Origin of the sequence: Acetobacter oryzoeni, assembly GCF_004014775.2 — a bacterium.
GTDB classification, from domain to species: domain Bacteria; phylum Pseudomonadota; class Alphaproteobacteria; order Acetobacterales; family Acetobacteraceae; genus Acetobacter; species Acetobacter oryzoeni.
Genome location: NZ_CP042808.1, coordinates 1,138,684 through 1,161,015 on the forward strand (window position 1 = coordinate 1,138,684; position 22,332 = coordinate 1,161,015).

The 22,332-nt window shown below is 54.3% G+C and carries 26 protein-coding genes; 8 read left to right on the forward strand and 18 right to left on the reverse strand.

What is annotated here, in order from left to right; genetic code table 11:
- Nucleotides 1-36: 36 nt before the first annotated feature.
- From EOV40_RS05430 to EOV40_RS05465, 8 genes are all read right to left on the reverse strand, one after another.
- Entirely contained in the window at nt 37-276 is a 240-nt protein-coding gene (locus EOV40_RS05430) for an acyl carrier protein (RefSeq protein WP_003628807.1), read from the reverse strand.
- 304 nt (nt 277-580) lie between these two features.
- Nucleotides 581-1,324, reverse strand: a complete 744-nt coding sequence (gene fabG / locus EOV40_RS05435; protein WP_050819718.1) for a 3-oxoacyl-[acyl-carrier-protein] reductase — start codon at nt 1,322-1,324, stop codon at nt 581-583.
- Nucleotides 1,325-1,346: 22 nt separating this feature from the next.
- Nucleotides 1,347-2,291: an ACP S-malonyltransferase gene (gene fabD / locus EOV40_RS05440; protein WP_128105252.1), complete on the reverse strand. Its 945-nt coding sequence runs from the start codon at nt 2,289-2,291 to the stop codon at nt 1,347-1,349.
- A 174-nt stretch (nt 2,292-2,465) separates the two neighbouring features.
- Nucleotides 2,466-2,981 (reverse strand): YdcF family protein, encoded by a 516-nt coding sequence (locus tag EOV40_RS05445; protein WP_128105253.1) that lies wholly within the window; start codon nt 2,979-2,981, stop codon nt 2,466-2,468.
- A 29-nt stretch (nt 2,982-3,010) separates the two neighbouring features.
- Nucleotides 3,011-4,270, reverse strand: a complete 1,260-nt coding sequence (locus EOV40_RS05450; RefSeq protein ID WP_128105254.1) for a class I SAM-dependent methyltransferase — start codon at nt 4,268-4,270, stop codon at nt 3,011-3,013.
- Between the two features lie 17 nt (nt 4,271-4,287).
- Entirely contained in the window at nt 4,288-5,037 is a 750-nt protein-coding gene (locus tag EOV40_RS05455) for a glycine betaine ABC transporter substrate-binding protein (protein WP_050819723.1), read from the reverse strand.
- A gap of 200 nt (nt 5,038-5,237) precedes the next feature.
- A complete protein-coding gene (locus EOV40_RS05460) occupies nt 5,238-5,600 on the reverse strand; it encodes a hypothetical protein (protein WP_128105255.1) in 363 nt (120 codons plus the stop codon).
- Between the two features lie 214 nt (nt 5,601-5,814).
- Complete coding sequence (locus EOV40_RS05465) at nt 5,815-6,876, reverse strand: lipid A deacylase LpxR family protein (RefSeq protein ID WP_004449120.1); 1,062 nt, start codon at nt 6,874-6,876, stop codon at nt 5,815-5,817.
- A gap of 379 nt (nt 6,877-7,255) precedes the next feature.
- Between EOV40_RS05465 and EOV40_RS15450 the strand changes: the two genes are divergently transcribed.
- The gene (locus EOV40_RS15450; protein WP_006115255.1) at nt 7,256-7,933 is read left to right on the forward strand and encodes a cold-shock protein; all 678 of its coding nucleotides are present in this window, start codon (nt 7,256-7,258) and stop codon (nt 7,931-7,933) included.
- Nucleotides 7,934-8,036: 103 nt separating this feature from the next.
- Here EOV40_RS15450 and smpB read toward each other — a convergent pair whose 3' ends face one another.
- The 4 genes from smpB to EOV40_RS05490 are packed head-to-tail and all read right to left on the reverse strand — an operon-like array spanning nt 8,037 to nt 11,082.
- Nucleotides 8,037-8,543, reverse strand: coding sequence for an SsrA-binding protein SmpB (gene smpB / locus EOV40_RS05475; RefSeq protein WP_003628823.1), 507 nt, complete (start codon nt 8,541-8,543; stop codon nt 8,037-8,039).
- Entirely contained in the window at nt 8,543-9,433 is an 891-nt protein-coding gene (dapA, locus tag EOV40_RS05480; RefSeq protein ID WP_128105256.1) for a 4-hydroxy-tetrahydrodipicolinate synthase, read from the reverse strand. The genes smpB and dapA overlap by 1 nt, the downstream gene beginning before the upstream one ends.
- 10 nt (nt 9,434-9,443) lie before the next feature.
- Nucleotides 9,444-10,340: a prephenate dehydratase gene (locus tag EOV40_RS05485; protein WP_128105257.1), complete on the reverse strand. Its 897-nt coding sequence runs from the start codon at nt 10,338-10,340 to the stop codon at nt 9,444-9,446.
- A gap of 7 nt (nt 10,341-10,347) precedes the next feature.
- Nucleotides 10,348-11,082 (reverse strand): 3-deoxy-manno-octulosonate cytidylyltransferase, encoded by a 735-nt coding sequence (locus tag EOV40_RS05490; protein WP_087651349.1) that lies wholly within the window; start codon nt 11,080-11,082, stop codon nt 10,348-10,350.
- A gap of 108 nt (nt 11,083-11,190) precedes the next feature.
- Here EOV40_RS05490 and EOV40_RS05495 point away from each other — a divergent pair, with 108 nt between their 5' ends.
- The 4 genes from EOV40_RS05495 to EOV40_RS05510 all read left to right on the forward strand — a co-directional run bounded on the left by EOV40_RS05495 (nt 11,191) and on the right by EOV40_RS05510 (nt 15,380).
- Nucleotides 11,191-11,709: a c-type cytochrome gene (locus EOV40_RS05495; protein WP_128105258.1), complete on the forward strand. Its 519-nt coding sequence runs from the start codon at nt 11,191-11,193 to the stop codon at nt 11,707-11,709.
- Nucleotides 11,706-12,503, forward strand: a complete 798-nt coding sequence (locus EOV40_RS05500; RefSeq protein WP_208729278.1) for an inositol monophosphatase family protein — start codon at nt 11,706-11,708, stop codon at nt 12,501-12,503. The genes EOV40_RS05495 and EOV40_RS05500 overlap by 4 nt, the downstream gene beginning before the upstream one ends.
- Before the next feature lie 103 nt (nt 12,504-12,606).
- Nucleotides 12,607-13,866: a phosphoglycerate dehydrogenase gene (gene serA, locus EOV40_RS05505; RefSeq protein WP_050819730.1), complete on the forward strand. Its 1,260-nt coding sequence runs from the start codon at nt 12,607-12,609 to the stop codon at nt 13,864-13,866.
- A 2-nt stretch (nt 13,867-13,868) separates the two neighbouring features.
- Nucleotides 13,869-15,380, forward strand: coding sequence for a YifB family Mg chelatase-like AAA ATPase (locus EOV40_RS05510; RefSeq protein WP_128105260.1), 1,512 nt, complete (start codon nt 13,869-13,871; stop codon nt 15,378-15,380).
- Between the two features lie 21 nt (nt 15,381-15,401).
- On the opposite strand, the gene metC is transcribed toward EOV40_RS05510, so the two are convergent.
- Complete coding sequence (gene metC / locus EOV40_RS05515) at nt 15,402-16,610, reverse strand: cystathionine beta-lyase (protein ID WP_128105261.1); 1,209 nt, start codon at nt 16,608-16,610, stop codon at nt 15,402-15,404.
- The gene (locus tag EOV40_RS05520) at nt 16,607-17,548 is read right to left on the reverse strand and encodes a sulfurtransferase (RefSeq protein ID WP_128105262.1); all 942 of its coding nucleotides are present in this window, start codon (nt 17,546-17,548) and stop codon (nt 16,607-16,609) included. The genes metC and EOV40_RS05520 overlap by 4 nt, the downstream gene beginning before the upstream one ends.
- 69 nt (nt 17,549-17,617) lie before the next feature.
- Here EOV40_RS05520 and EOV40_RS05525 point away from each other — a divergent pair, with 69 nt between their 5' ends.
- Both EOV40_RS05525 and EOV40_RS05530 read left to right on the forward strand, forming a co-directional pair.
- On the forward strand, nt 17,618-18,709 hold the full coding sequence (locus EOV40_RS05525) for an AI-2E family transporter (RefSeq protein ID WP_050819732.1): 1,092 nt from the start codon (nt 17,618-17,620) through the stop codon (nt 18,707-18,709).
- Nucleotides 18,706-19,389, forward strand: coding sequence for an endonuclease/exonuclease/phosphatase family protein (locus EOV40_RS05530; protein WP_003630606.1), 684 nt, complete (start codon nt 18,706-18,708; stop codon nt 19,387-19,389). Before EOV40_RS05525 ends, EOV40_RS05530 begins: the two co-directional genes overlap by 4 nt.
- A 3-nt stretch (nt 19,390-19,392) precedes the next feature.
- Here EOV40_RS05530 and cls read toward each other — a convergent pair whose 3' ends face one another.
- Nucleotides 19,393-20,820: a cardiolipin synthase gene (cls, locus tag EOV40_RS05535; protein WP_128105263.1), complete on the reverse strand. Its 1,428-nt coding sequence runs from the start codon at nt 20,818-20,820 to the stop codon at nt 19,393-19,395.
- Here cls and EOV40_RS05540 point away from each other — a divergent pair.
- Complete coding sequence (locus EOV40_RS05540) at nt 20,819-21,268, forward strand: YraN family protein (RefSeq protein WP_208729308.1); 450 nt, start codon at nt 20,819-20,821, stop codon at nt 21,266-21,268. The genes cls and EOV40_RS05540 overlap by 2 nt on opposite strands.
- A 60-nt stretch (nt 21,269-21,328) precedes the next feature.
- Here the strand turns inward: EOV40_RS05540 and EOV40_RS05545 are convergent, their stop codons facing one another.
- From EOV40_RS05545 to EOV40_RS05555, 3 genes are all read right to left on the reverse strand, one after another.
- Nucleotides 21,329-21,646 (reverse strand): hypothetical protein, encoded by a 318-nt coding sequence (locus EOV40_RS05545; protein ID WP_089178941.1) that lies wholly within the window; start codon nt 21,644-21,646, stop codon nt 21,329-21,331.
- A 72-nt stretch (nt 21,647-21,718) separates the two neighbouring features.
- A complete protein-coding gene (gene grxD, locus EOV40_RS05550) occupies nt 21,719-22,057 on the reverse strand; it encodes a Grx4 family monothiol glutaredoxin (RefSeq protein ID WP_003630611.1) in 339 nt (112 codons plus the stop codon).
- A 26-nt stretch (nt 22,058-22,083) separates the two neighbouring features.
- Nucleotides 22,084-22,314 (reverse strand): BolA/IbaG family iron-sulfur metabolism protein, encoded by a 231-nt coding sequence (locus EOV40_RS05555; RefSeq protein ID WP_006115272.1) that lies wholly within the window; start codon nt 22,312-22,314, stop codon nt 22,084-22,086.
- Nucleotides 22,315-22,332 lie beyond the last annotated feature (18 nt).

Consider the following 22,332-nt stretch of genomic DNA (forward strand, 5'->3'; position numbering starts at 1 on the left):
CCTACAGTTTCCGTTAAACGCAAAAGTACCTGAAAATCAGGCAGCTTTCTGCTTTTCGATGTAATCGATAGCATCTTTAACGGTGGTGATTTTTTCCGCTGCATCTTCCGGGATTTCGACATTGAAGGCTTCTTCAAACGCCATCACCAGCTCAACGGTATCAAGGCTGTCAGCGCCCAGGTCATCGATGAACGATGCATCCGGTGTGACCTTGCTTTCCTCGACGCCGAGATGCTCGACCACGATTTTCTTAACCTTATCAGCGATTTCGCTCATCTGTCTTTGTATCCCATAGGCCCGGTTTTACATGCGGGCAGGTTGTTCTGGTGCCTGCTCTACCACAACCCCTATTGGTAGAAGAATAGAAAACAGCACTGCTTCCGTTATTCTTCCCCAGCAACAGGGGTTGCGGGCGCTTAGCACGTTTTTCCATCACAAGCCAAGGCAAACCGGAAAAGACTTTCTTCCGGCCCCTTGGCCATGTGCGTGTTTGTATAGTCTGTCTGCCACATCTGAAAGGATTTTGCACCCTCTCTTCTGCGCAGACAAATGCAGAGGCCAAGTTTAAGGGCGTTACCCCTTAAACCATTGCCATACCGCCGTTTACATGCAGCGTGGTGCCCGTAACCCATGCAGCTTCGTCCGATGCCAGATACAGCACGGCAGAAGCCACATCTTCTGGCTGGCCCAGACGCCCCAGCGGAATCGCGCCCAGAAGTTTTTCTTTTTGTGCGTCTGGCAGAACGTCTGTCATGGGGGTCACAATAAAGCCCGGAGCCACCACGTTTACTGTTACGCCACGCGGCCCGGCTTCCTGCGCCAAGGATTTGCTCATGCCTACAATGCCAGCTTTTGCAGCAGCATAGTTGGCCTGCCCGGCATTGCCGGTAGAGCCGATTACCGAGGAAATGTTGATAATACGCCCTGCCCGGCGGCGCAGCATGCCCTTAAGCGCTGCGCGGCACAGCCGGAAAGGAGAAGACAGGTCAACATTCAGAACCTGATCCCAGTCTTCGTCTTTCATGCGCAGGGCCAGCATATCGCGCGTTAGGCCTGCGTTGTTCACCAGAATATCAATGGGTGCTCCAGCAGCTTCTTCTGCCTTGGCAATCAGCCCATCGGCTTCTGCCGGGTCAGAAAGGTTGGCAGCCACGTAGAATGCGCGCCCTTCCCCCAGTTCTTCTGCCTGTTTCTGCAACACGGCTTCACGCGTGCCAGACAGCACCACTTTTGCGCCCTGTGCGTGCAGCAGGCGCGCAATTGCGCTGCCAATGCCACCGCTTGCGCCTGTAACCAGTGCTGTTTTTCCGTCCAGTTTGAACATGATATGTATTTACCCGCTGTTTTCACAAAGTTTTCAGGAAAGATTCGATATCGGCGGGCGTTCCCACAGAAAGGCCAGTCACTTCAGAATCAATGCGGCGCACAAGGCCGGAAAGCACTTTACCTGCGCCAATTTCTACAAACGTATCTACGCCCATGCCCACCATAGCGGCCACACTTTCGCGCCAACGCACACGGCCAGTAACCTGACGTACCAAGTTTTGCCGAATCGTATCGGCATCGGTTTCACGCTCGGCTGTTACGTTGGCAATTACGGGCACAATTGGGGCGGCAATTTCGGCTTTGGCCAGTGCTTCGGCCATCACATCTTCTGCTGGTTTCATGAGCGAAGAATGGAACGGAGCTGAAACCGGCAGCTTAAGTGCGCGCTTGATCTTCATTTCCTTGGCGATGGCAATGGCTTCATCAATGCCTGCGCTCTTGCCGGAAATAACAATCTGGCCGCCGCCGTTATCGTTGGCAATTTCCACATCGCCTTTGGCAGAGGCTTTGGAGCAGATGTCTTCTGCCTGTGCCAATGTAACGCCAATCAGGGCTGCCATGCCGCCTTCCCCTGCGGGAACAGCTTTCTGCATGGCCTGCCCGCGCAGCCGTAGCAGGCGTGCGGCTTCTGCCACACCAAAGGCGCGCCCAGCAGCCAGAGCAGAATATTCACCCAGTGAATGCCCGGCCAGCAGCGTAACTTTGCCGGCAAGATCCAAGCCGCCATCCTGTTCCAGAACGCGCAGAACAGCCATGGAAACCGCCATAAGTGCAGGCTGGGCGTTTTCTGTGCTGGTCAGGCTTTCCATCGGGCCTTCAAAAATGATTTTGGAGAGTTTTTCGCCCAGGGCGTCATCAACTTCTTCAAAAACAGAACGTGCCGCAGGAAAAGCTTCTGCAAGTTCCTGCCCCATACCAACAGACTGGCTGCCCTGTCCGGGAAAAACAAATGCGTAAACGGCCATGATACTCACTGTTCCAAATTTTTCCTTGCCAGACGGATGGAAGCCACCTGTTTTGGCAAGATCATGAACTGCGCGGGCTGCTTTGTTATGTTTTGCGCAAAATGGCGGCCTGTAAAAAGGAAGCCACGCAAAACGCAGACCGGCAGGAAATCGGGCGGCAGAATACGGCGCAGTTTAGCGCCGCACAATACGCCAGCCCAGAACAAGCAGTGCATCCCACGGCAGGGCAAGGCATTCATGCGCGATACGCAGGAGTTTTTTGCGCATGTTGGGCACATGCGGCTGTGCACGTAAAAAAGGCACAGCCTGCACTTTCCAGCCTGCAAGGCGCATAAGCAAAACGCAGCGCGGCAGATGCAAGGGGCTGGAAACAACAGCTATGGGCTGAGCCGTAGAATACCCTGCCTGACGCAACAAACGTGTGCAGGCAATGGCGGAATCAAACGTATCTCCCGCCGTGGGTTCGGGCAAAATAGTGTCTGGAGCAACGCCGGCCTTTAACAGGCAGGAAGCCATAACATCTGCTTCTGTCTGGCCATTTTGTGGCACGCCACCTGTGGGAATATACATAACGGGCCCATGTGCAGCGCCAAACACAAGTGCTGAATGTACACGGTTTAGGAGCGCTACAGAAGGGCCGCCATCTGGATTGAGGGCTGCACCAAAAATAATTACGGGCAGTGCTGACACTTCAAATCTCCTCCCCGCAATGGGTGCAATCAGGATGGAGGACGTAACAGCACGCGGTTAAGCCGCTCCAGAGTGGTAAAGCCTTCAGCCCACACTTTGCGGAACTTGCTTTCCGAAATACCACGTGGGGCCACGGCCTCTGCCAAGGCGCCAACAGTGCGTTCACCATCAATTAATGGCAGAATGCCGCGCATTTGTGGCGGCAAGGGAATGGGCACAATCAATGTGCCAAACGCAAAAGGTAGTGTGTGATCTGGCCGCATCTGTTTGGCCAACTCTACCCCCGGTATTTCACGCATTATTGGCACAGCCGCAAAATCTAGCGGGTCTGGAGGTGTAACGCGCGCGCCTTTGCGTACAACATAGGCAACGTGCGTGGCCATATTGCCCGCCAGATCTTCCGCTATGGCGGCCTGCTGCTGCCATGGTAGGCCGCTGATGCGTGCACGCAGGCGTGGGTCTGGCAAAAACAGGGTTGGATCATACCGCGCCGGTTCCATCAGGCAGGATGGTTCCAGACCGGCTTTGTCGAGAAAATTCAAAAACTCGGTAACGGTATAAGCACGATCTCTCGGGTTCAGCAGCAGATCATACAATCCTGCATCGCCGCCAGAGAGATGATCTCCAAAGTTGCCATTCTGCCGCAACCATGCAGTAGCCGGCAGCGTGCGCATGACGCGGCGCGCCATATCCAGCCGCGCTTGTGGCGTTTCAGAATGCGGTGCAATTTTTTCCAGTGCATCCTGCACCATGTAAACGCCTGTGCGCCCATAAGGGGCATAGACCATTAGCCCCATTCCACCACCGGGAGCGAGGTGCTTTTCCAGCATGGCTAATGCTGCATCAGGATCAGGCAGATGATGCAGTACACCACAGCAATCAATATAATCAAAAAGGCCCAGATCCAGCCCATCCAGCTCTGTCAGAGAGCTCTGAATGAAGCGGATATTTGCCAGCTCTCGCGCCTCTGCCCGCGCCTGTGCAATGGAGAGCGCTTTTTGGGAGCGATCCACACACACAACCTCACCGGGGCGTCCGGCGCGTTGTAGGTGTGTTGCCAGCATGATGGCACCATCCCCCGTGCCGCACCCCGCCACCAGTGCCCGCAAAGGCTGGCTTTGTGGGCGTTTGGCACCAAAAACCCAGTAGTCAATTTCCCGCAGGTGGCTGGGGCTGCCTATTAAAAGGCGCTTGGCCTCATCCTGTGGGTTTCTTTCCGGGTATGGATACGCCTCATACTGGGCGGCAAGGCTGGAATCGCGCGTATCGGCGGGGGATTGATCTGTCATGCTGGCGCGGCCTTTCCTTAGCGGGGCAGCAGTTTGCCGCGCTGCCAGGCTTCTGCCGCTTCATCGGCTGTCATGCCTTCAACACGCATGGCGTAATCCATGGCGCTGATAATTTTGGCGCTCAGCATCAGTTCATCCAGTTCGTCCAGAAGGTCCTGCTCCATTTCATCCTTGGTTTCTGCACGGATCAGAATGCGTGCATCCTGTTCGCCTCCCAGTGCATTCTTGGGGTCGTTCAGAATACGGAAACCGCCAATGTGGAACAGGAAGCAAGGCTGAAACAACGGCATCAGCACCAGTTCTTCCCGCTTGAGGGCAGCGTTCAGCTCTGCCAGAGCTTCTTCATCCGGCAGCACTTTCAGGCTGAATCCTGCAGTATCCAGCCCATACTGCTGCAACACGTTTTCCATGTGCTTTTGCAGGGATGCAGGCGTGATAATGGTGCGGGAAAGTTCTGGCCCAGCCTGTGCCACATCATCCAGAGATGTCAGCGGTGTATCTTCTGCAGAAATGCAGCAATGAGCCGCTGGGCGAAACAAATTGCCAAGAGGCAGAATACCGGGGGCCAGCATGCCCGCATCTTCATCCGGCAGCCATGCAGACACGTAAAAATCAACCTCACCCTTTTTGAGCATGTCTGTCAGCACGTCTTTAGGGCCAGTGACAATATCCGGCTCTACATCATTGGCTTCCAGAACGCGGATGATTGCTGCTGCCGTAGCCTCATGCACGGTGGTTTCGGGGTATGCGAGGGTCAGGCTTGTCATCTCAGGATCCTTTCAGATCTGCTCGAACTGGTGATGGTCTGCGTAGTCCTTGCAGCAGGAGAAACCCATGAGGCAATCCCTGAAATGGAAATAACAGGATTTCGTAATGATTTGGTGCAAGGCAAAGGGCAAAAAAAAGCCGCCCTTCCCTTGTAAGGGAAGAAGGCGGCCAACCGGAATAATACCTTAAACTGGGGCGTTTAAGCGGCAACAATACCCTGTTCGCGCGGCATGACGGGGCGGATCATGTTCAGGGCATCTGCAAAGGTGTTAAAGCTGCCCAGTTTATTATCACGGATAGCATCCATAACAATCCAGCGGTTGCCGTGGCAGTAAATCTGGTAAGCCGGATCTGGCGTTTCGCGCACCCATACCACAACATAACCAGCGGAAACGCCGGCCTGCTTCTGTTCAGATACAAAAACATCCGCATCGCAAATGCCCATGGGCTGAGCAGCCTGAACCCAACGGGTAAGGTAAGCCTGCTGGCGGGATGTGATCTCCATCTGGAATGGGATGATCTGGCAGGTGTGTTGCTGAGAAGATGTTGTTGTGCGCGGCATGGTTTCTTTTATCCCCCTTACAATCCCGGTTCGGTCTTGATGTTTGGAGTGTAAAAGAGCCGCAGCGCGCTACGCTATGAGAAAACGAATGTTAACGCCTCAAAAGCAGGCAGGTTCGAGACCTCGTGACGAAAAAAACACAAATACACGCAAATTGCACAATTTTTATGCCTGTTTTTTGTGCAAACGCCTTTCTGCGATGCAGAAAAAAGAATCAGAACTTTGCCGAAACCATTAATGAGCCATAGTTAAACAGGCCAGACTTGGCTGTGGTGAACTGCTGTGTCTGCCAGACCTGACTGTAGGAAATGCGCAAACCGCAGAACATAAAGGCCAAACCGGCGTGAATTTCACCCACATCCCATTTTTTAATCACATGCAGGGAATTGCTGCGCATGGTGTTGCCTTGCAATGAGGCATCATACCCAACGGCCTCACCCGTTACGCCACCAAAGATGTACCATGAAAAAGGACGCCGAGATTTATAGGCATCTGTGCCATCTGTGCCGGAGGCCTGAATGGTAGGTGTGCCGAAATCACTATCCAGCCCCTGCCCAATACGAAACACATCCCCAATGCGGCCATAAATCTGGTAATCACCAATGGCTGCAGCGGCGGATGGCAGCATATCAAATTCTACGCCAAACACATGCGCCAAAGGCAAACGCCAGATACGCCCACCCTGCACCTGAAAGATGGGCTGGTTTTTAAGCTGATGAGACCAGCCCTGGTTTTTGGTATCGCCAATCAGGCCATGGAATCCGTTCTGGAGCTGCTCGCCCAAGCCGCCCGGCCCCATAATACCAAACTGAATGCCAAATACGCTGCGGGTTCTATCCGTATCATTAATAAGGTTTACGGTGCCCAGCAGCAGGCTGGAATAGGGCCTATCATTAATGCGGGCAGTTTGCGCCTGCCCCGGAGCCCACGGGCTGGAAACCTGCGTGTTGCGCGGCGTAAAGATAAGCTGCTGCAAGCCTATGCTGATACGCTGCACCCCTTCCCCCCAAATGGCCTTGTTAATGGCGGCAATGGGTGTGGGCAGCGTATTGGTGCCGGATGTCCAGTTAAAGCGCAGGCCACTGGTATAGTATTGGTCCGACGTACCTTTCAGGGTGGTGATGGCATCGTTTTCACCCTGAAGAGTCCATGTGCCTTTGTTATCAGAGGCAGGAGTCGCTTTGGCGGAAGAAAGAGAACACACGGATGCCCCTGCCAGCATAAGAGACGCAAGGGCAAGGCGCCGTGCGCGAAGCCGTTTTAAAACTACGGGCATGCTTTTTCTTCCATTTGGCCATGTGCGGGCATGATTCTAGGCTGTTCTTAATGGATAATACCCGCACAAGAAAGCCCGTTTCCCCTTATCCTGTCTTGCTGTGGCTATCATGCCAGCATCAGGCGGTTATGGGGGCGGAGGTATCACATAACTGTGAGATTAAGAAAAGTGTGTGAAACTCCCGCCAATTTCATGCTTTCCTATAGTCGCACGCTGTTGGCTGTGCTACGGAAACAGTGGGCGCATTTGCAGCTTTCAGGAACGGGAACGGTGGCGTTTTCTTCAAAATACGTAAACGTGTCAACCCATTCCGGCAAACTGCCCGTTTTTCAATATCGGGAGAAGCTTCAGCCTTCTCCGTACTCCAGGATCAAGACCGTTGAAAAGTAACAGGACCGACCGCAGCTCTCGTTTTCCTCGCCGCGGCGGATTTGATGACGATTACATGTCCATGCCTTCCTTTGGTGAGCGCCCAGCATTTGGTGGCGGTGACCGTGGTGGATTTGCACCGCGCCGTGGCGCTGGTGGTCCGCAGGTTGTGGCTTCCGGGCCGGAAGTTGGTGCAACTGTTAAATGGTTCAACAGTGAAAAAGGCTTCGGCTTTGTTGAACTGGCAGATGGCACCGGTGATGTATTCCTGCACGCCAATGCACTCTCTCAGGCAGGCCATCAGGGTGTAAGCCCCGGTGCGACACTGGTTGTACGGATTGGCCAGGGCCCGAAAGGTCGCCAGGTTGCGGAAGTTATTTCCGTTGACGAAAGCACCGCTCAGCCAGAACGCCCCCGTGCACCGCGCCCCGGTTTTGGCAGCCGTCCGGCTGGCCGCCCTGCCCCGGATCTGTCCATGGCTGAAGACACACGTGGTACCGTAAAATGGTACAACTCTGTCAAAGGCTTTGGCTTCATCACACCGGAAAGCGGTGGCAAGGACATTTTCGTTCACGCTTCTGCTCTTGAACGGTCTGGCCTGAGCGCACTGAACGAAGGTCAGGGTGTAAACGTAAAGGTGGTTCAGGGCCAGAAAGGCCCGGAAGCTGCTGAAGTTTCTCCGGCCTGATCCTGATTTTAGAATTAGGTTTCAAGAAAAAACCCCGGTTTTGCCGGGGTTTTTTTTATGCTTGGCTGATTGAATATTTAAACAGGCAAACGGGAAAGAGAGGTTAGTAGTCTCCCTTCCCCTTATTCCGGATCAGGCGCGCTTTATCACGCTGCCAATCTCTGTCTGCAATACTCTGCCGCTTGTCATGGCTTTTCTTGCCAACGCCCAAGCCGAGCGTAACTTTTGCCAAGCCTCTATCATTAAAATGCACATTTAAAGGCACAAGTGTTGCGCCCTGCTTGGCAATGGCACCTATAAACTTGCGCATTTCCTTACGGTGCATCAGCAGCTTGCGTGGCGCGCGCGTATCAAAGCGAGAGAGAACACCGCCCTGATATTCAGGAATATAGCTGTTAAACAGCCAGAGTGCTCCATCCCGTTCGCCAGCAAAGGCTTCGTTAATGGTGGCACGGCCAAGGCGTAGGCTCTTAACCTCAGCGCCCTTCAGCACAAGCCCGGCTTCAATGGTTTCCAGAATATTGTAATTGAAGCGCGCCTTACGGTTTTGCGCCACCATGCCATGAGAGATCATGGAGCTTTTGGCAGATTTTCCAGATTTGGAGCTCATCAGTTCAGTAGCCCGACATCAACAAGGGCAGCGCGTACTTTCTCACGAGAAGGTTCGGTTAGGGGAGCAAGCGGCAGACGGCAGGTTTCTCCCGCAAGCCCTAGCAGGCTGGCTGCGTATTTGGCCGGGGCCGGATTGCTTTCGCAAAACAGCGTATCATGCAACGGTAGAAGCTTGTCCTGAATGGCAATGGCATCCTGCGTGCGGCCTTCCTGCCACGCCTTTTGCACATTGGCACACAAGGCAGGCGCCACATTGGCGGTTACGCTAATGCAGCCATCACCACCTGCAGCCAGAAAAGCTACGGCAGTGCCATCTTCCCCAGAAAGCTGGTTAAAGCGTTTTTCTACTGCGCGACGCACCTGTAATGGGCGCAAAAGATTTGCTGTGGCATCTTTTACGCCAATAATATTGGGGTGCCGCGCCAGACGCGCCATTGTTTCCACGCTGATATCAACAATGGAACGGCCCGGAATATTGTAAAGAATAACCGGAATGGAAATGGCATCTGCAATAGCCATGTAATGCCGGTAAAGCCCTTCCTGCGTGGGCTTGTTGTAATATGGCGCTACCACCAACACAGCATTTGCCCCGGCTTTTTCAGCATACTGCGCCAGATCTATGGCTTCGGATGTGCTGTTTGAACCTGCGCCTGCAATAACAGGAACCCGCCCGGCCGATACCTTAATGGTACGCTCCACTACCGCGTGGTGCTCAGCATGAGAAAGGGTTGGGCTTTCCCCCGTTGTGCCAACAGCACACAAGGCAGACGTACCCTCACGGATCTGCCAGTCCACCAGTTTTTCGAACGAGGCAAAATCCAGACTGCCGTCCCGGTTCATGGGGGTAATCAGCGCGGTAATAGACCCGGAGAAAAAGGTATCAGACATGGGCAGTCACTTATCCTGAAATGGCATGTGCCGGCACACTGCGCGGCGTGTCCTGCCCTTCGGCAGGGGTACGCTGGCGGAAGGGCGATTGAGGGTAGACACCTAGAATTGTGGTGTTCTGTGCAAAAAAATCAAGTTCTGCCAGTGCTTTGCTCAACCGTATATCATCTGGATGACCATCAACATCCAGCAAAAAACGGGTGGCGGCAAAGGTTTCACCAGACATGTAGCTTTCTAGCCGGGTCATGTTGACGCCGTTGGTGGCAAACCCACCCAACACTTTATACAACGCGCCGGGTTGGTTTTTGACACTGAAGATCAACGTCGTCATCACATTGGGGGTTTCTACTGGCGGACGATCTGCTGTGCGGGAAGCAATGTAAAAACGCGTGGTATTGTGGTCTGCGTCTTCCACGTTCTTTTTAAGAATTTCCAGCCCATAGAGTTCTGCCGCCAGAGCAGAAGCTACAGCGGCTTCTTCCGGCTTTTTCCATAAAGCTACCAACTCTGCGGCACCAGCCGTATCAAACTCGGCCACGGGTTCCAGATTGTAATCACGGATCAGGTTTCTGATCTGCCCCAAGGCTACAGGGTGCGTATGCACGCGCCGCACCTGTTCCATACGGGTGCCGGGCACAACCAGCAGGCAGTGTTCCACTCGTTGAAAGTGCTCTCCCACAATTTGCAGGCCAGAAGCTGGCAACAGGGAATGGATGTCCGGCACGCGCCCCGCCAAGCTGTTTTCGCACGCTAGCATGGCCAGATCTGCCCGGCCCTGATGCACAGCATCAATGGCATCAGCAAAGGTACGGCATGGCAGGGTTTTCCACCCTGGTTTGGCGTTACGGCAGGCCAGATCTGAATACGCGCCCGGTGTGCCCTGAAAGGCGATAACCTTTTGTGTCATGCCTCAATTATGCTCCAAATGCACGGCGTGCGCGTTCCAGATCTTCTGGTGTATCCACCCCAAATGGTGCTGATGCAAGGCGTGTGCAGCCAATACGCATGCCAGCTTCCAGTGCCCGAAGTTGTTCCAGACTTTCACGCTTTTCCAAGCCAGATGGTGGCAGAGCTACAAACCGCTCCAACGCAGCCCGGCGCCATCCATACACACCAATATGGTGCCATAGCGGCCCATTGCCCCACGGAATAGGCTGGCGGGAAAAATAAAGCGCGGGCGCTGTTTGCGTATCCTCTGAAAAATCACAGGCCACTTTCACCACAGAGGGTGCGTTTTTTTCAGCATCCGATGTTACGGGCGCAACCAGTGTACCAACATCATACGCTGGGTTGGCCATAACATCCATAACCGCACGTAATGCCTGTGGCTCAAATGTTGGCAGGTCTCCCTGCAGGTTCAGCAGCACGTCATATTTGCCGTCAGGATCAAACGCTTGGGTGGCCTGCCATACTCTGTCTGACCCGGAAGGTAAGTTGGGGTCTGTTAGAATCGCGGTGCCACCTGCTGCGGTTACGGCATCATAAATTTCCTGATCCGCGGCGGCCACCACAACCGGGCCAATATTGGCGGCCATGGCTGCATCCCACACACGCAGCACCATGGGGCGGCCAGCAATGTCTGCCAGCGGTTTTCCTGGCAGGCGAGTGGAAGCAAGCCGGGCAGGTATGACAACAAGAGAAGAAACCATCAGCTTGCTCCGAAAAGCGGCTCGTCCTATAGCCGGTTGAAAGCGGCGCGCAGTTTATGAAAGCTGCACGGTAAACGCAACCGGCAGAAAACGAGGTGCCTCCCGGGCATGGATGGCAGGTTTCTGAACAGAATAGCGGTTTCCACCGTACTCAGTGCGGCAGTGCTGGCAACATGTGTGTTTGCCGCACGTAGCACCGTGCCAGATACAGCCCCTGCCCGCCCTGCTTTTTCCCTGCCGGGGTTAGAGCCCGTACCTATTGCGCCGTTAATGGTGCAGGCCAATGCGCAGCGTGGTGGTGCAACCGTAAGGCAGGTTTGCGCGCAGTGCCACGCCTTGGCTGGAGGGGCTGCGGAAAATGCCGGGCCACCGCTGGCCGGTGTTGCCGGGCGTGGTGTGGCCTCATGCACAGGGTACACCTATTCTGCAGCGTTGCGGCAGCATGCAGGCCAGCACTGGACAGACCAGATGCTGGCAGATTGGCTTATGGCTCCTGCCCGCTTTGCGCCCGGCACGCGTATGTCTCTCACCGGTATACCAGATCCCGCCCAACGGGCGGATGTTATTGCATTTCTTCACACTCTCGGCGGGCAGGCTGTGCCCGCGCAGGCAGGATGCACACCATGACACATTCGGAAGAACTCGGTCTTTTTACTGATGTCGCCACCATGATGGCAGATGCCGCCCGCACGGTCGTGCGCCCGTGGTTCCGACGAGATGTGACTGTGGATGATAAAAAGGATGCAAGCCCCGTAACCATTGCAGACCGCAGCGCAGAACGGGTGATGCGTGCCATTCTGGCTGAACGCCTCCCCGATCATGGCGTGTTTGGTGAAGAGTTCGGCCATGAAAACGCAGAGGCTCCGTGGCAATGGTTGCTGGACCCGGTAGATGGCACGCGGGCTTTTGTAACGGGTCGCCCCATGTTTGGAACACTTATTGCCCTTTGCCATCATGGTGTGCCGGTGTTGGGGCTGTTGGATCAGCCGGTGCTGAATGAACGCTGGCTGGGTGTGAAAGGCCAGCCTACGCAGTTTTCATCACCGCTGGGCGGTCGGCCTGCCACACGCCAGAACGTGGCGCTGGAAGCTGCGGAAATGTCCTGCACATCCCCCGAAATGCTGGAACTGGCCCCGCACACCGGCTGGAAAACCCTGAAAGCCTGCGCCAAGCGCATGACATGGGGGGGAGATTGCTACGCCTATGGCCTGCTGGCTTTGGGGCAGATTGATCTGATCGCGGAATGTGACATGAATCCGTGGGATTGGGCTGCCCTTGTGCCCGTTATTGAAGGCGCAGGTGGCGTGATAACAGCATGGGATGGCACACCCTTACGGATGGATGGAGACCGTACAGTGCTGGCGGCTGGTTCGGCATCTTTACATCAGCAAGCCGTGGCAACCTTGCAGGCAGATCGCTAGATTTCGGTATCTTTTCTTTATCTCTCATGCGGCGGCCCTATCAATTTTGTAGTTTTTGAGATAGGTCTGCCGCTCGGCACAACAGCTATTTGGTCGGTTCCACATGAGCACAAGCACGCACCTGTCTCTCCCCAAGGACAAGATCCGCATTCTGCTGCTGGAGGGTATCCACGATAGTGCCGTCGCCCTTCTTAAAGCCAGCGGTTATGAAAACGTTGTGCGTCATAAAGGCGCGCTGGAGGGCGATGCCCTCAAAGAGGCGCTGGAAGGTGTGCATATTGTTGGCATCCGTTCCCGCACGCAGCTGACCAAGGAAGTGCTGGATGGCGCAGACCGGCTTATGGCCATTGGCTGCTTCTGCATCGGCACCAATCAGGTTGATCTTGAAGCTGCGCGCATGAACGGTATCCCCGTTTTTAACGCACCTTACAGCAACACACGTTCCGTGGCGGAACTGGTGATGGGCGAAATTGTCATGCTCATGCGCCGTATTTTCCCACGCTCTGTGGAATGCCATGAAGGTAAGTGGTCCAAATCCGCCCATAATAGCTGGGAAGTACGCGGTAAAACGCTGGGTATTGTCGGCTATGGCTCTATTGGTTCCCAGCTTTCCGTGCTGGCAGAAGCCTTTGGCATGCGCGTTGTGTATTACGATGTGGTGGACAAGCTGGGCCACGGGAATGCGCTGCCAGTAGAAACGCTGGAAGATCTGCTGGCACAGAGCGATGTTGTTAGCCTGCATGTTCCGCAGTTGCCCACAACCAAGAACCTAATGGGTGAAGCCCAGATCAAGGCGATGAAGAAAGGCTCTTTCCTCATCAACAACGCACGTGGCAACGTGGTTGATCTGGATGCGCTGGCAGAAGCACTGAAAAGCGGCCATCTGCTGGGTGCAGCTATTGACGTGTACCCCAAGGAACCCAAAGGCCCGAATGACAAGCTGGAAACACCTGTGCAGGGGCTGGATAACGTTATCCTCTCCCCACATGTTGGTGGCTCCACCGTGGAAGCGCAGGAACGCATTGGCGTGGAAGTGGCGCGCAAGCTGGTGGAATATTCCGATGTGGGGTCCACATTCGGTTCCGTGAACTTCCCCGGCGTTCAGTTGCCGCAAAGCCCACGTGGCACGCGCTTTATGCACGCGCACCGCAATGTGCCGGGCATGATGATGCGCCTGAACGAAATCTTCATGAACGCAGATTGCAACGTTACGGCGCAGTTCCTGCAGACGGATGGAGAAATCGGTTACGTGGTGATTGAAGCCGATACCGGCGGCAACACGGAACTGGATGATCGTCTTCTTCAGGCTCTGCGCGGTCTGGAAGGCACAATCCGCGCACGCCTGATTTACAAAGGTAAATAAGCGTGTCTATCGGGGCGGGAATACTCAATTCCCGCATCCGTAGCTTTGCCTTTTGCGGCATAGAAGCCCGCCCCGTTTGGGTGGAAGTGCAGATTTCCAGCGGTTTGCCTGCCTTTTTAATGGTTGGCCTGCCGGATAAAGCCGTAGCAGAAGCGCGTGAGCGTGTGCGTGCGGCGCTTACTTCCATCGGGCTTGCCCTGCCTGCCAAGCGTATTCTGGTTAATCTTGTTCCCGCGGATATTCCCAAGGAAGGATCGCATTTCGATCTTCCCATAGCCTTGGCGTTGCTAACGGCCATGGGGGTGATACCGGGTGAGGAAGTGGCGCGGTATGCCGCTTTGGGCGAACTTTCTCTAGATGGGCGGCTCAACCCGGTTGCGGGTGTGCTTTCTGCTTCCCTAGAAGCAGCTTCCATGAATTTGGGTTTGGTATGCCCTGCGGCACAAGGGCAGGAAGCCTTGTGTGGTGGGGATATTTCCATTCTGGCCGCACCAGATTTGCTAGCACTTATCAATCATTTTAACGGATTGCAGGTTTTGTCTCCTCCAGCGTTTTCTGCGCAGGAAGATGAACCGGTGTCTGAACCCGATCTGGCGGATATACGCGGGATGGAAACAGGCCGCCGTGCGCTGGAAATTGCAGCGGCAGGCGGGCATTCCCTATTGCTCAGTGGGCCGCCGGGTGCGGGTAAATCCATGCTGGCTGCGCGTTTACCGAGCCTGCTGCCAGATCTTTCTGTGGCAGAGAGTCTGGATGTTTCGCGCATATATAGTGCAGCGGGTTTATTGCTTGGTGGCCGGCCCATAAGGCGCCCCCCTTTTCGTGATCCGCACCATTCGGCCAGTCTGCCCGCTTTAGTGGGCGGAGGTGCTCGTGCGCGGCCGGGTGAAATCAGTCTGGCGCATCGGGGTGTGTTGTTTTTAGATGAATTGCCAGAATTTTCTCGCTCGGCCTTGGAGGCGCTACGGCAACCGTTAGAAACCGGCCAGATTAGCATTGCGCGTGCTGCCGTGCATGTAACCTACCCTGCCCGCTTTCAGCTTATTGCGGCCATGAACCCGTGCCGTTGTGGGTATCTGGGTGATGCCAGCCGGGAATGTAGAAAAGCCCCGCGCTGTGGTGAGGATTACATGAACCGTCTTTCTGGCCCATTGCTGGACAGAATAGACATGCATCTGGCCATGCAGCCCTATGAACCCTTGGGCTATATGGCAGGCCCACCGGGAGAAAACAGCGCAACAGTGGCAGAGCGTGTGTGGTGCGCGCGCCAGATGCAGGCAGAGCGACAAGGTGCGCGCAAGAACGCAGAAGCCGCGTTGGAAGATTTATGCGTATCAGCAGAAGCGCAGAACATGGCGCAAGCCATAGCGGCCAGATTTCGGTTTTCCGCTCGCGGGTATACACGCATGTTACGCGTAGCACGCAGCATTGCTGATCTTGCAGGAGAGCTGGATATTCAGCCCCAGCATGTGGCAGAAGCAGCCACCTATCGCAGCCGGGGCTCTGCTAACTAACCCCGGCTGGTAGAAAATTGGTCAGGCGCTTTTAAGAACCTGCAAGCCCTGTTCCAGATCAGCAATCAGATCATCCGGGTTTTCCAGACCAATCTGAAGGCGAAAAGCTGGGCCAGCCTGTACAGGGGATTCACCGCTGCGGGTAATGCCACCCGTGGTAGGAAGAATAAGGCTTTCATATCCTCCCCACGATGCGCCAATGCCATACATCTTCAGGGCATCAATCATGCGCTGCATGTCCTGCACTGTGTAATCGGCCTTCAGTACAACACCAAACAGGCTGCCTGCTCCGGTAAAATCACGCTTCCAATATGTGTGGCCGGGGCATTCTGGTAATGCGGGGTGTAACACGCGGGCTACTTCCGGTCGCGTTTGCAGCCATTTGGCAATGTGCAGGGCAGATTTTGCCTGCTGAGCCAACCGCACGCCCATGGTGCGCAGGCCGCGTAACGTAAGCCAGCACTCATCCGGCCCAGCTACCTGCCCCATCTGAATGGCAGCATCACGCAATGTATGCCACAGGCGTGTATCGGCAACAGTAATGGCACCAGCAATCACATCAGAATGGCCAGCCGGGTATTTTGTAAGCGCCTGAATAGACACATCCACGCCGTGTTTAAATGGCGCAAAAATGCCAAAGCCCCATGTATTATCTAAAAACAACAAGGCACCATGCGCATGGGCAACTTCTGCCAGCATGGCAACATCCTGCACCTCAAACGTGTGGCTACCGGGGCTTTCTGTAAACACCACACGCGTATTGGGGCGCATAAGGGCCGTTATGGTTGCGGCATCCGCACAGGGTGGAAAATAAGAAATTTCCACCCCAAAGCGTTTGAGCATATTTTCTGCAAAGCGCCGGGTTGGGCCATATACGTTATCTGCCAGCAGACAGTGATCTCCGGCTTTGAGAAAAGCCAGAAGCGGCGTGGTGCAAGCTGCCAGACCAGAACAGACCACTTGCGTATCCGTGCCGCCTTCTATGGTGGCAATGGCTTTTTCCAGCTCATGCTGAGTGGGCGAGCCCATGGCCCCATAAATACTGACATGCTCATACCGTTTGCGGCCCGTCTGCTGCATGGCATCCAAGGATGGAAACACAACGGTAGAGCCACGTTCCAGTGGCAGGTTTACATAGGTACCTGCCTCTGTTGCTTGTGGGCGGGCAACATGGCTGAGGGAAGATGCAAGTTTAAGCCAGCCGGCGGAAACTCTGTTTTCGTCTGTCATGCTGTGCGTTCCACTGTTACGGGCGCATTGGGGAAGCTGCCCCATTCTGCCCAGGATCCATCATACAAGGCACCCATATTAAGCCCGGCAATAGCCAAACCTGCTGTCAGCACGGCGGCGGTCATGCCGGAGCCGCAGGTGGTTACGGGGGTATCAGCTTCCGTAATGCCTGCTTGCGCAAATAGAGTATGCAACTGTTCAGGAGGTAAAAACTGCCCTTTTGTATTCAGCAGGTTTTTATAAGGCATATTGCGCGCACCCGGCATGTGGCCCGAAGCGACATTGGGCCGAGGTTCTGGAGTTTCACCATAAAAACGGGCAGCGCTGCGGGCATCCAGAATGGGGCGTGCGCCGTGTTTTACAATATCCAGCATGTCCCCCAGACCCACAATATGCGTATAACATGTGCGTGGCTGATAAGGGGCCGGCAATGCGGCAGTAGGAGCTGCTGCTTCTGTTGGGTGTCCATCACGCACCCATGCGGGCAATCCGCCATCCAGAATAAAACTGTGTTCATGCCCAAACAGGCGCGTTAACCACCACCCGCGGCAAGCCGATGCCACATTGCCCTGATCATAAAAAACCACGGTATCCTGTGCCGTTATGCCAAGCCTGCCAAACAGGTGGCTAAACCGCGCGGCGGAAGGGGCAGTATGCGGCAAGGCGCTTTCTGGATCAGAAAACAGTTCGATATCAAAATACCGGCTACCGGGAATATGCGCAGCGGCAAAACTTTGCTGCGGGTTAAAGGTTTCTCCGGGCAAGAGGGCAGTTGCATCCAGCACATGCACGCCGGAGGAGCCAAGCATTTCGGCCAGTTTTTGTGTGGAAATAAGAGGTGACATATCGGCTGTCTGACCCATTGTTATTCTGAATATTCTAGCGCAAAGATCACACAGCCCTGTCTGACTGGCAAACAAAACATCATGGTGCGGCATGTTGAGTGTGCATGGAGAAGTTTTGTTTTCACACCAGACAAAATCCAGATTTCATGATTTAATGGCTGAATGGCAACTGGTCAGCCCGCTTCTACCGAACGCATCATGCGGCTGCTGCTTTTGGGCGGCATTACGTATGGGTGCGTTCTGGTGCTTGCACCCTTTTCTTCTGCTCTGCTGTGGGCGGGCGTGCTGGCTTATACAACGTGGCCATTGTTCCAGCATTTGCGCCGCCGCATGGGGCCAAACGCTGCCAGTTTGACCATGACATTGCTATGCGCCGTTGGTGTGGTGTTGCCGCTGGCATTTCTGGCATCTGCCTGCGTATCATCCGGCCCACGCTGGGCGCGGCAGGTTATGGCGTTTGTTGGCACTATTCATGAACTGCCACCCCTGCCCCATTGGATTGCATCACTGCCGGCGTTTGGGCCGGATATCAGCCATCATTGGGAGCGCTGGAGCCGTAACATCAGCTCTGTGGGGGATGAACTGCGCCCCTATGCGGGTGAGATCATTCAATCTCTCCTTGAAGTGTTGATGCGCATGGCCAATGGTGCCCTGCATCTGGTTATGGCGCTGTTTATTGCCTTCTTTTTTTGGCTCAGCGGCCCCATGTTATGGGATACGGTGCAAGCCGTTATGGTGCGTATTGCAGGCCATCAGGCCGGGCGGCATCTACATATTGTGGGCAGCACGGTACGCGGAACAGTGTATGGCATTTTAGGCACCGCGATCATACAGGGTATTCTCACAGGTTTGGGCCTGTGGCTGTTAGGGGTTGGAGAAGCTGTTATTTTAGGTGTGCTGGCGGCATTTCTGGCAGTTTTTCCTATAGGTGCTCCGTTGGTGTGGATACCTGCCGCTCTATGGCTGTTTGGTATGCACCATCCGGGAAAAGGCATTTTACTGCTGCTTTATGGTGTTTTGGTTATCTCGGGAGCAGATCATCTTATCCGCCCGCTGTTTATTGCGCGGGGCAGTAAGCTTCCCTATTTGCTGACAGTGCTGGGTGTTATTGGCGGCCTTCTGGCTTTTGGCGGTGTAGGCATTTTTCTGGGGCCTATTCTGCTGGCTATTGGTTTTACGCTCACAACAGAATTTGCAGCAGATGAAGCCGCGCAACCTCTTACGCAGGATGAAAAAAGGACTCTGACATCATGAGGCGTCCACTCTCTCGGCTGGTTGAGTTTGCGCGTCGCAAGTCAGCCCATTCCTTTGTTGCCTGCGATATGGAGGGCGTGCGGGTTATTAGCTGGAACCTGCTGCGCCGCACGGGGGCAACCGTGCATGACATTGCCGCCCTTATTGAGGCCGAAAAGCCCGATGTGCTGCTGATGCAGGAGGCCACGGTAGAAATAGACGTGCTGCCAGATGTAATTGGTGGCCACTATGCGCGTAACCCGCAGCCGGGGCGTATTCATGGTGTGGCATGTTGGAGCCGTATTCCGTTTGCGCGCGCGCCCAGAGCCTGCACCATTCCTTCTGGCCCGCTGTTTAAGCGCCATGCCCAGATTATTGAGTATGAAAAGTTTTCTCTGGCCAATGTGCATCTGTCTCATGGGCAGATGTTAAACCGTAAGCAGTTGCGGCGTTTGGCCACCCTGCTTTCTCCCCCATGTGCCATTTTGGGGGATTTCAACCTGTTGGGCCCAACATTGGTACCCGGTTTTAAGGATGTTGGGCCTAAGGCCCCTACGCATCGGATGGTAGATTTGCTGCCTATTAGAATTGACCGGTGCCTGGTGGAAGGCATGCAGTGTTTAAGCGCACGTGTTCTGCCGGTTTTTGCCTCGGATCACCGGCCTATTGCGGTCACTTTACGGCCTTTGATTGGGCTGTAATTTTTACAAATAGGGCATAAACAATCTGGCAAACGCATCTCGGATCTGGATGATCTTGTTACGGTTATCCAGATCATAATGTGTGAGCCGTTTGTTGCGGTGTTTGGTGATAAAATCATCCAGCATTTCGGCCAATACGGTATCGTAGATTTCCATATTGATTTCAAAATTCAGCCTGAGGCTGCGAATATCAAGATTGGAACTTCCCACACAAGACCAAGCTCTATCTACCACCATTAACTTGGAATGGTTAAAGGGTGGATTGGCCAGCCAGACGCGCACCCCGGCATTGAGCAAAGGTGCAATATTGGCAGCACACGCCCAATCCAGCGGGAGATGATTGCTCTGGTGGGGGATAACAAGATCAACCTGCACACCGCGAAGAGCCGCTAGCCCCAGCTCGGACATCAGGCGTTGCCCCGGCAGAAAATAAGGTGTCATCAACCTTACGTTTTTGCGGGCCAGCGTAATGGCCTGCAACATGGTGTATTCTATTTTTTCCAGATCTGTATCCGGCCCAGCCGTGACAATACGTGCCAGTGATTCGCCTGTGCTTTTGTGTTCCTGAAAATACAGATCACCATGCAGGCGCTCCTGCGTGGTAAAATACCAATCCCACGCAGCGGCTTCGGCCAACTGGCGGACAACCGGACCTTCCACTTTAAAATGAGTGTCCGATACCGGGTGCTTGGGTTTGCGGGAAACCATGTTTTCATCCGCAATATTCAGCCCGCCTAAAAAGCCAATACGCCCATCTACCACCAGAATTTTGCGGTGATCGCGCAAATTGATGAAAGGCATCCGCCACGGCAACAAAGAATGCATAAAGCGCGCGCACGGCACCCCTGCCCGCCGCAACCGATGGTAAAGGGGAGAAAGAAAATAACCGCTACCTATGCCATCAACCAGCACACGCACCTGCACGCCACGTTTATGGGCAGCAACCAGTTTATCTGCAAACAGGCCACCTACTTTGTCATCTCTGAAAATATAGGAACACAGCAGGATACTTTTGCTGGCTTTTTCTATGGCATCCAGCATATGCGGGTATGCGCCATCTCCATCATGCAATGGAATGATGGAATTGCCACCGACCAGAGCGCGACTGCTCAGCTTACCCACCATAAGGGCTAATGGCGCAAACTGCCCTTCCAGCTCTCTGTTCCAAGATGAAGGTTGATCTATTTCCAACCGGCGGGGAGAACGATCTCCAACCAGCTTTTTGGCCAAGCGGGTTACGCGGTTGATGCCGAACATCAGATAAAGGGTTGTACCCAGTATAGGCATAAACACACACGCGCCTATCCACCCGATAGCAGATGCCGTGTTGCGTTTTGTAAGAAGAATGTGCAACCCGACAGCAACAACCAGCACAAACCTGATAACTGTAAGCACAAGCGTAAAAGGTGAAATGGACAAGTCTGGCAACATGATAGGTAAAATGCTCACACAAAATGGGCTGGGCTATAAGATACCGAACAAAGTGGCTGCAAAACAGGGGCCAGCATTTTTGCAGAAACAAAGACGCGGCAGTGTTGCCTACACGCAAGGTGTGGCAGCCGAACAGCAAGCCTGTGACTGGCTGGAACAAGACGGATGGACCGTGCTTTTGCGCCGAGCCCGCACCCACCGCGGTGAAATTGATATTGTAGCCAGTAAAGCAGCAGTTCTGTGTTTTGTGGAAGTAAAAAAACGGCGTTCTATAGAAGAAGCCTTGGTAAGTTTACAGCCAGCACAACAGCGGCGCTTGTTCCGTGCGGCCGAATGTCTGCTGCAAAAGCACCCTTATTGGCAATATGAAGAAATGCGTTTTGATCTGTTTGTGTTTGATGATGCAGGCAGAATGCAACGGTTGGAGGATGTTATCCGCCAAATGTAAAAAAGGCGCTTCCGTAACAGGAGCGCCTTTAAAACATGCGTGGGTGTAAAAGAGAAAAAATCAGGTGCGATGGCGGCGTTTAACACTATGTGCAGAAACCGCATGCGCTGGGTGGTAGCTTACAAGCCGCACCATGCTATGGGCCTTGCCGTGCTGGGCTGCAGCCAGAACAACACGGTGTGAGGACTTGGCCGCAGCAACATGCCGGACATGATGCACAACCGGCGGCGGCGCTGCTGTAAGCGCCGCGAAAGTCAGCTTACTGGCTTCCAGATCAGAAATAATGCGTTCTGCCCGAGCAGAGGAAGAAGTGGTGACCAACCCTACGCCAAGTGCTGTAAGAGCAAGAGCGCCACGTACAACCGCAACTCGTTTCATTAATCTGATCCCAACCTGTTTCTCTTTTCTTTAGGAACTATACAGTCCCACCCCCACTTGACAACCCAAAAATCAGGCTGGGGCGTTACAAGGAATATTTTTTTCCTTGAACAGGTTTTGCAGTTCACCAGACTGATACATTTCGGTGACAATATCGCACCCGCCAATGAATTCCCCTTTTACGTAAAGCTGGGGAATTGTCGGCCAGTTTGAGAAATCCTTAATGCCCTGACGGATGGCCGGATCAGCCAGCACATTTTCGGTTTTGAAAGGCACGCCAAGGTGCTGGAGAATCTGCACAACGCGAGCAGAAAAACCGCACTGAGGGAAATCGGCATCCCCTTTCATGAACAGCATGACGGGGTTGGCTTCAATGTCCTGCTTGATGCGCTGCTGTGCTGTATCTGTCATGGTCTGATATCCTTAAAGCTAAGTGATTAGGGAGCAGAAGTTGTAAGCGCCAGCGCATGCAGCTTGCCGCCCATGTGGCCCTGCAGGGCCTGATAGACAAGCTGATGCTGCCGCACGCGTGAAAGGCCCCGGAAGGCTTCGCTCACCACGGAACAGGCATAATGATCACCATCCCCTGCCAGATCATCAATCTTGATCTGGGCATCCGGAAAAGCCTGCCGGATATAGGTTTCGAGTTCTGTGGCGGACATTGCCATCGGTCTGCTTCCTTCCCG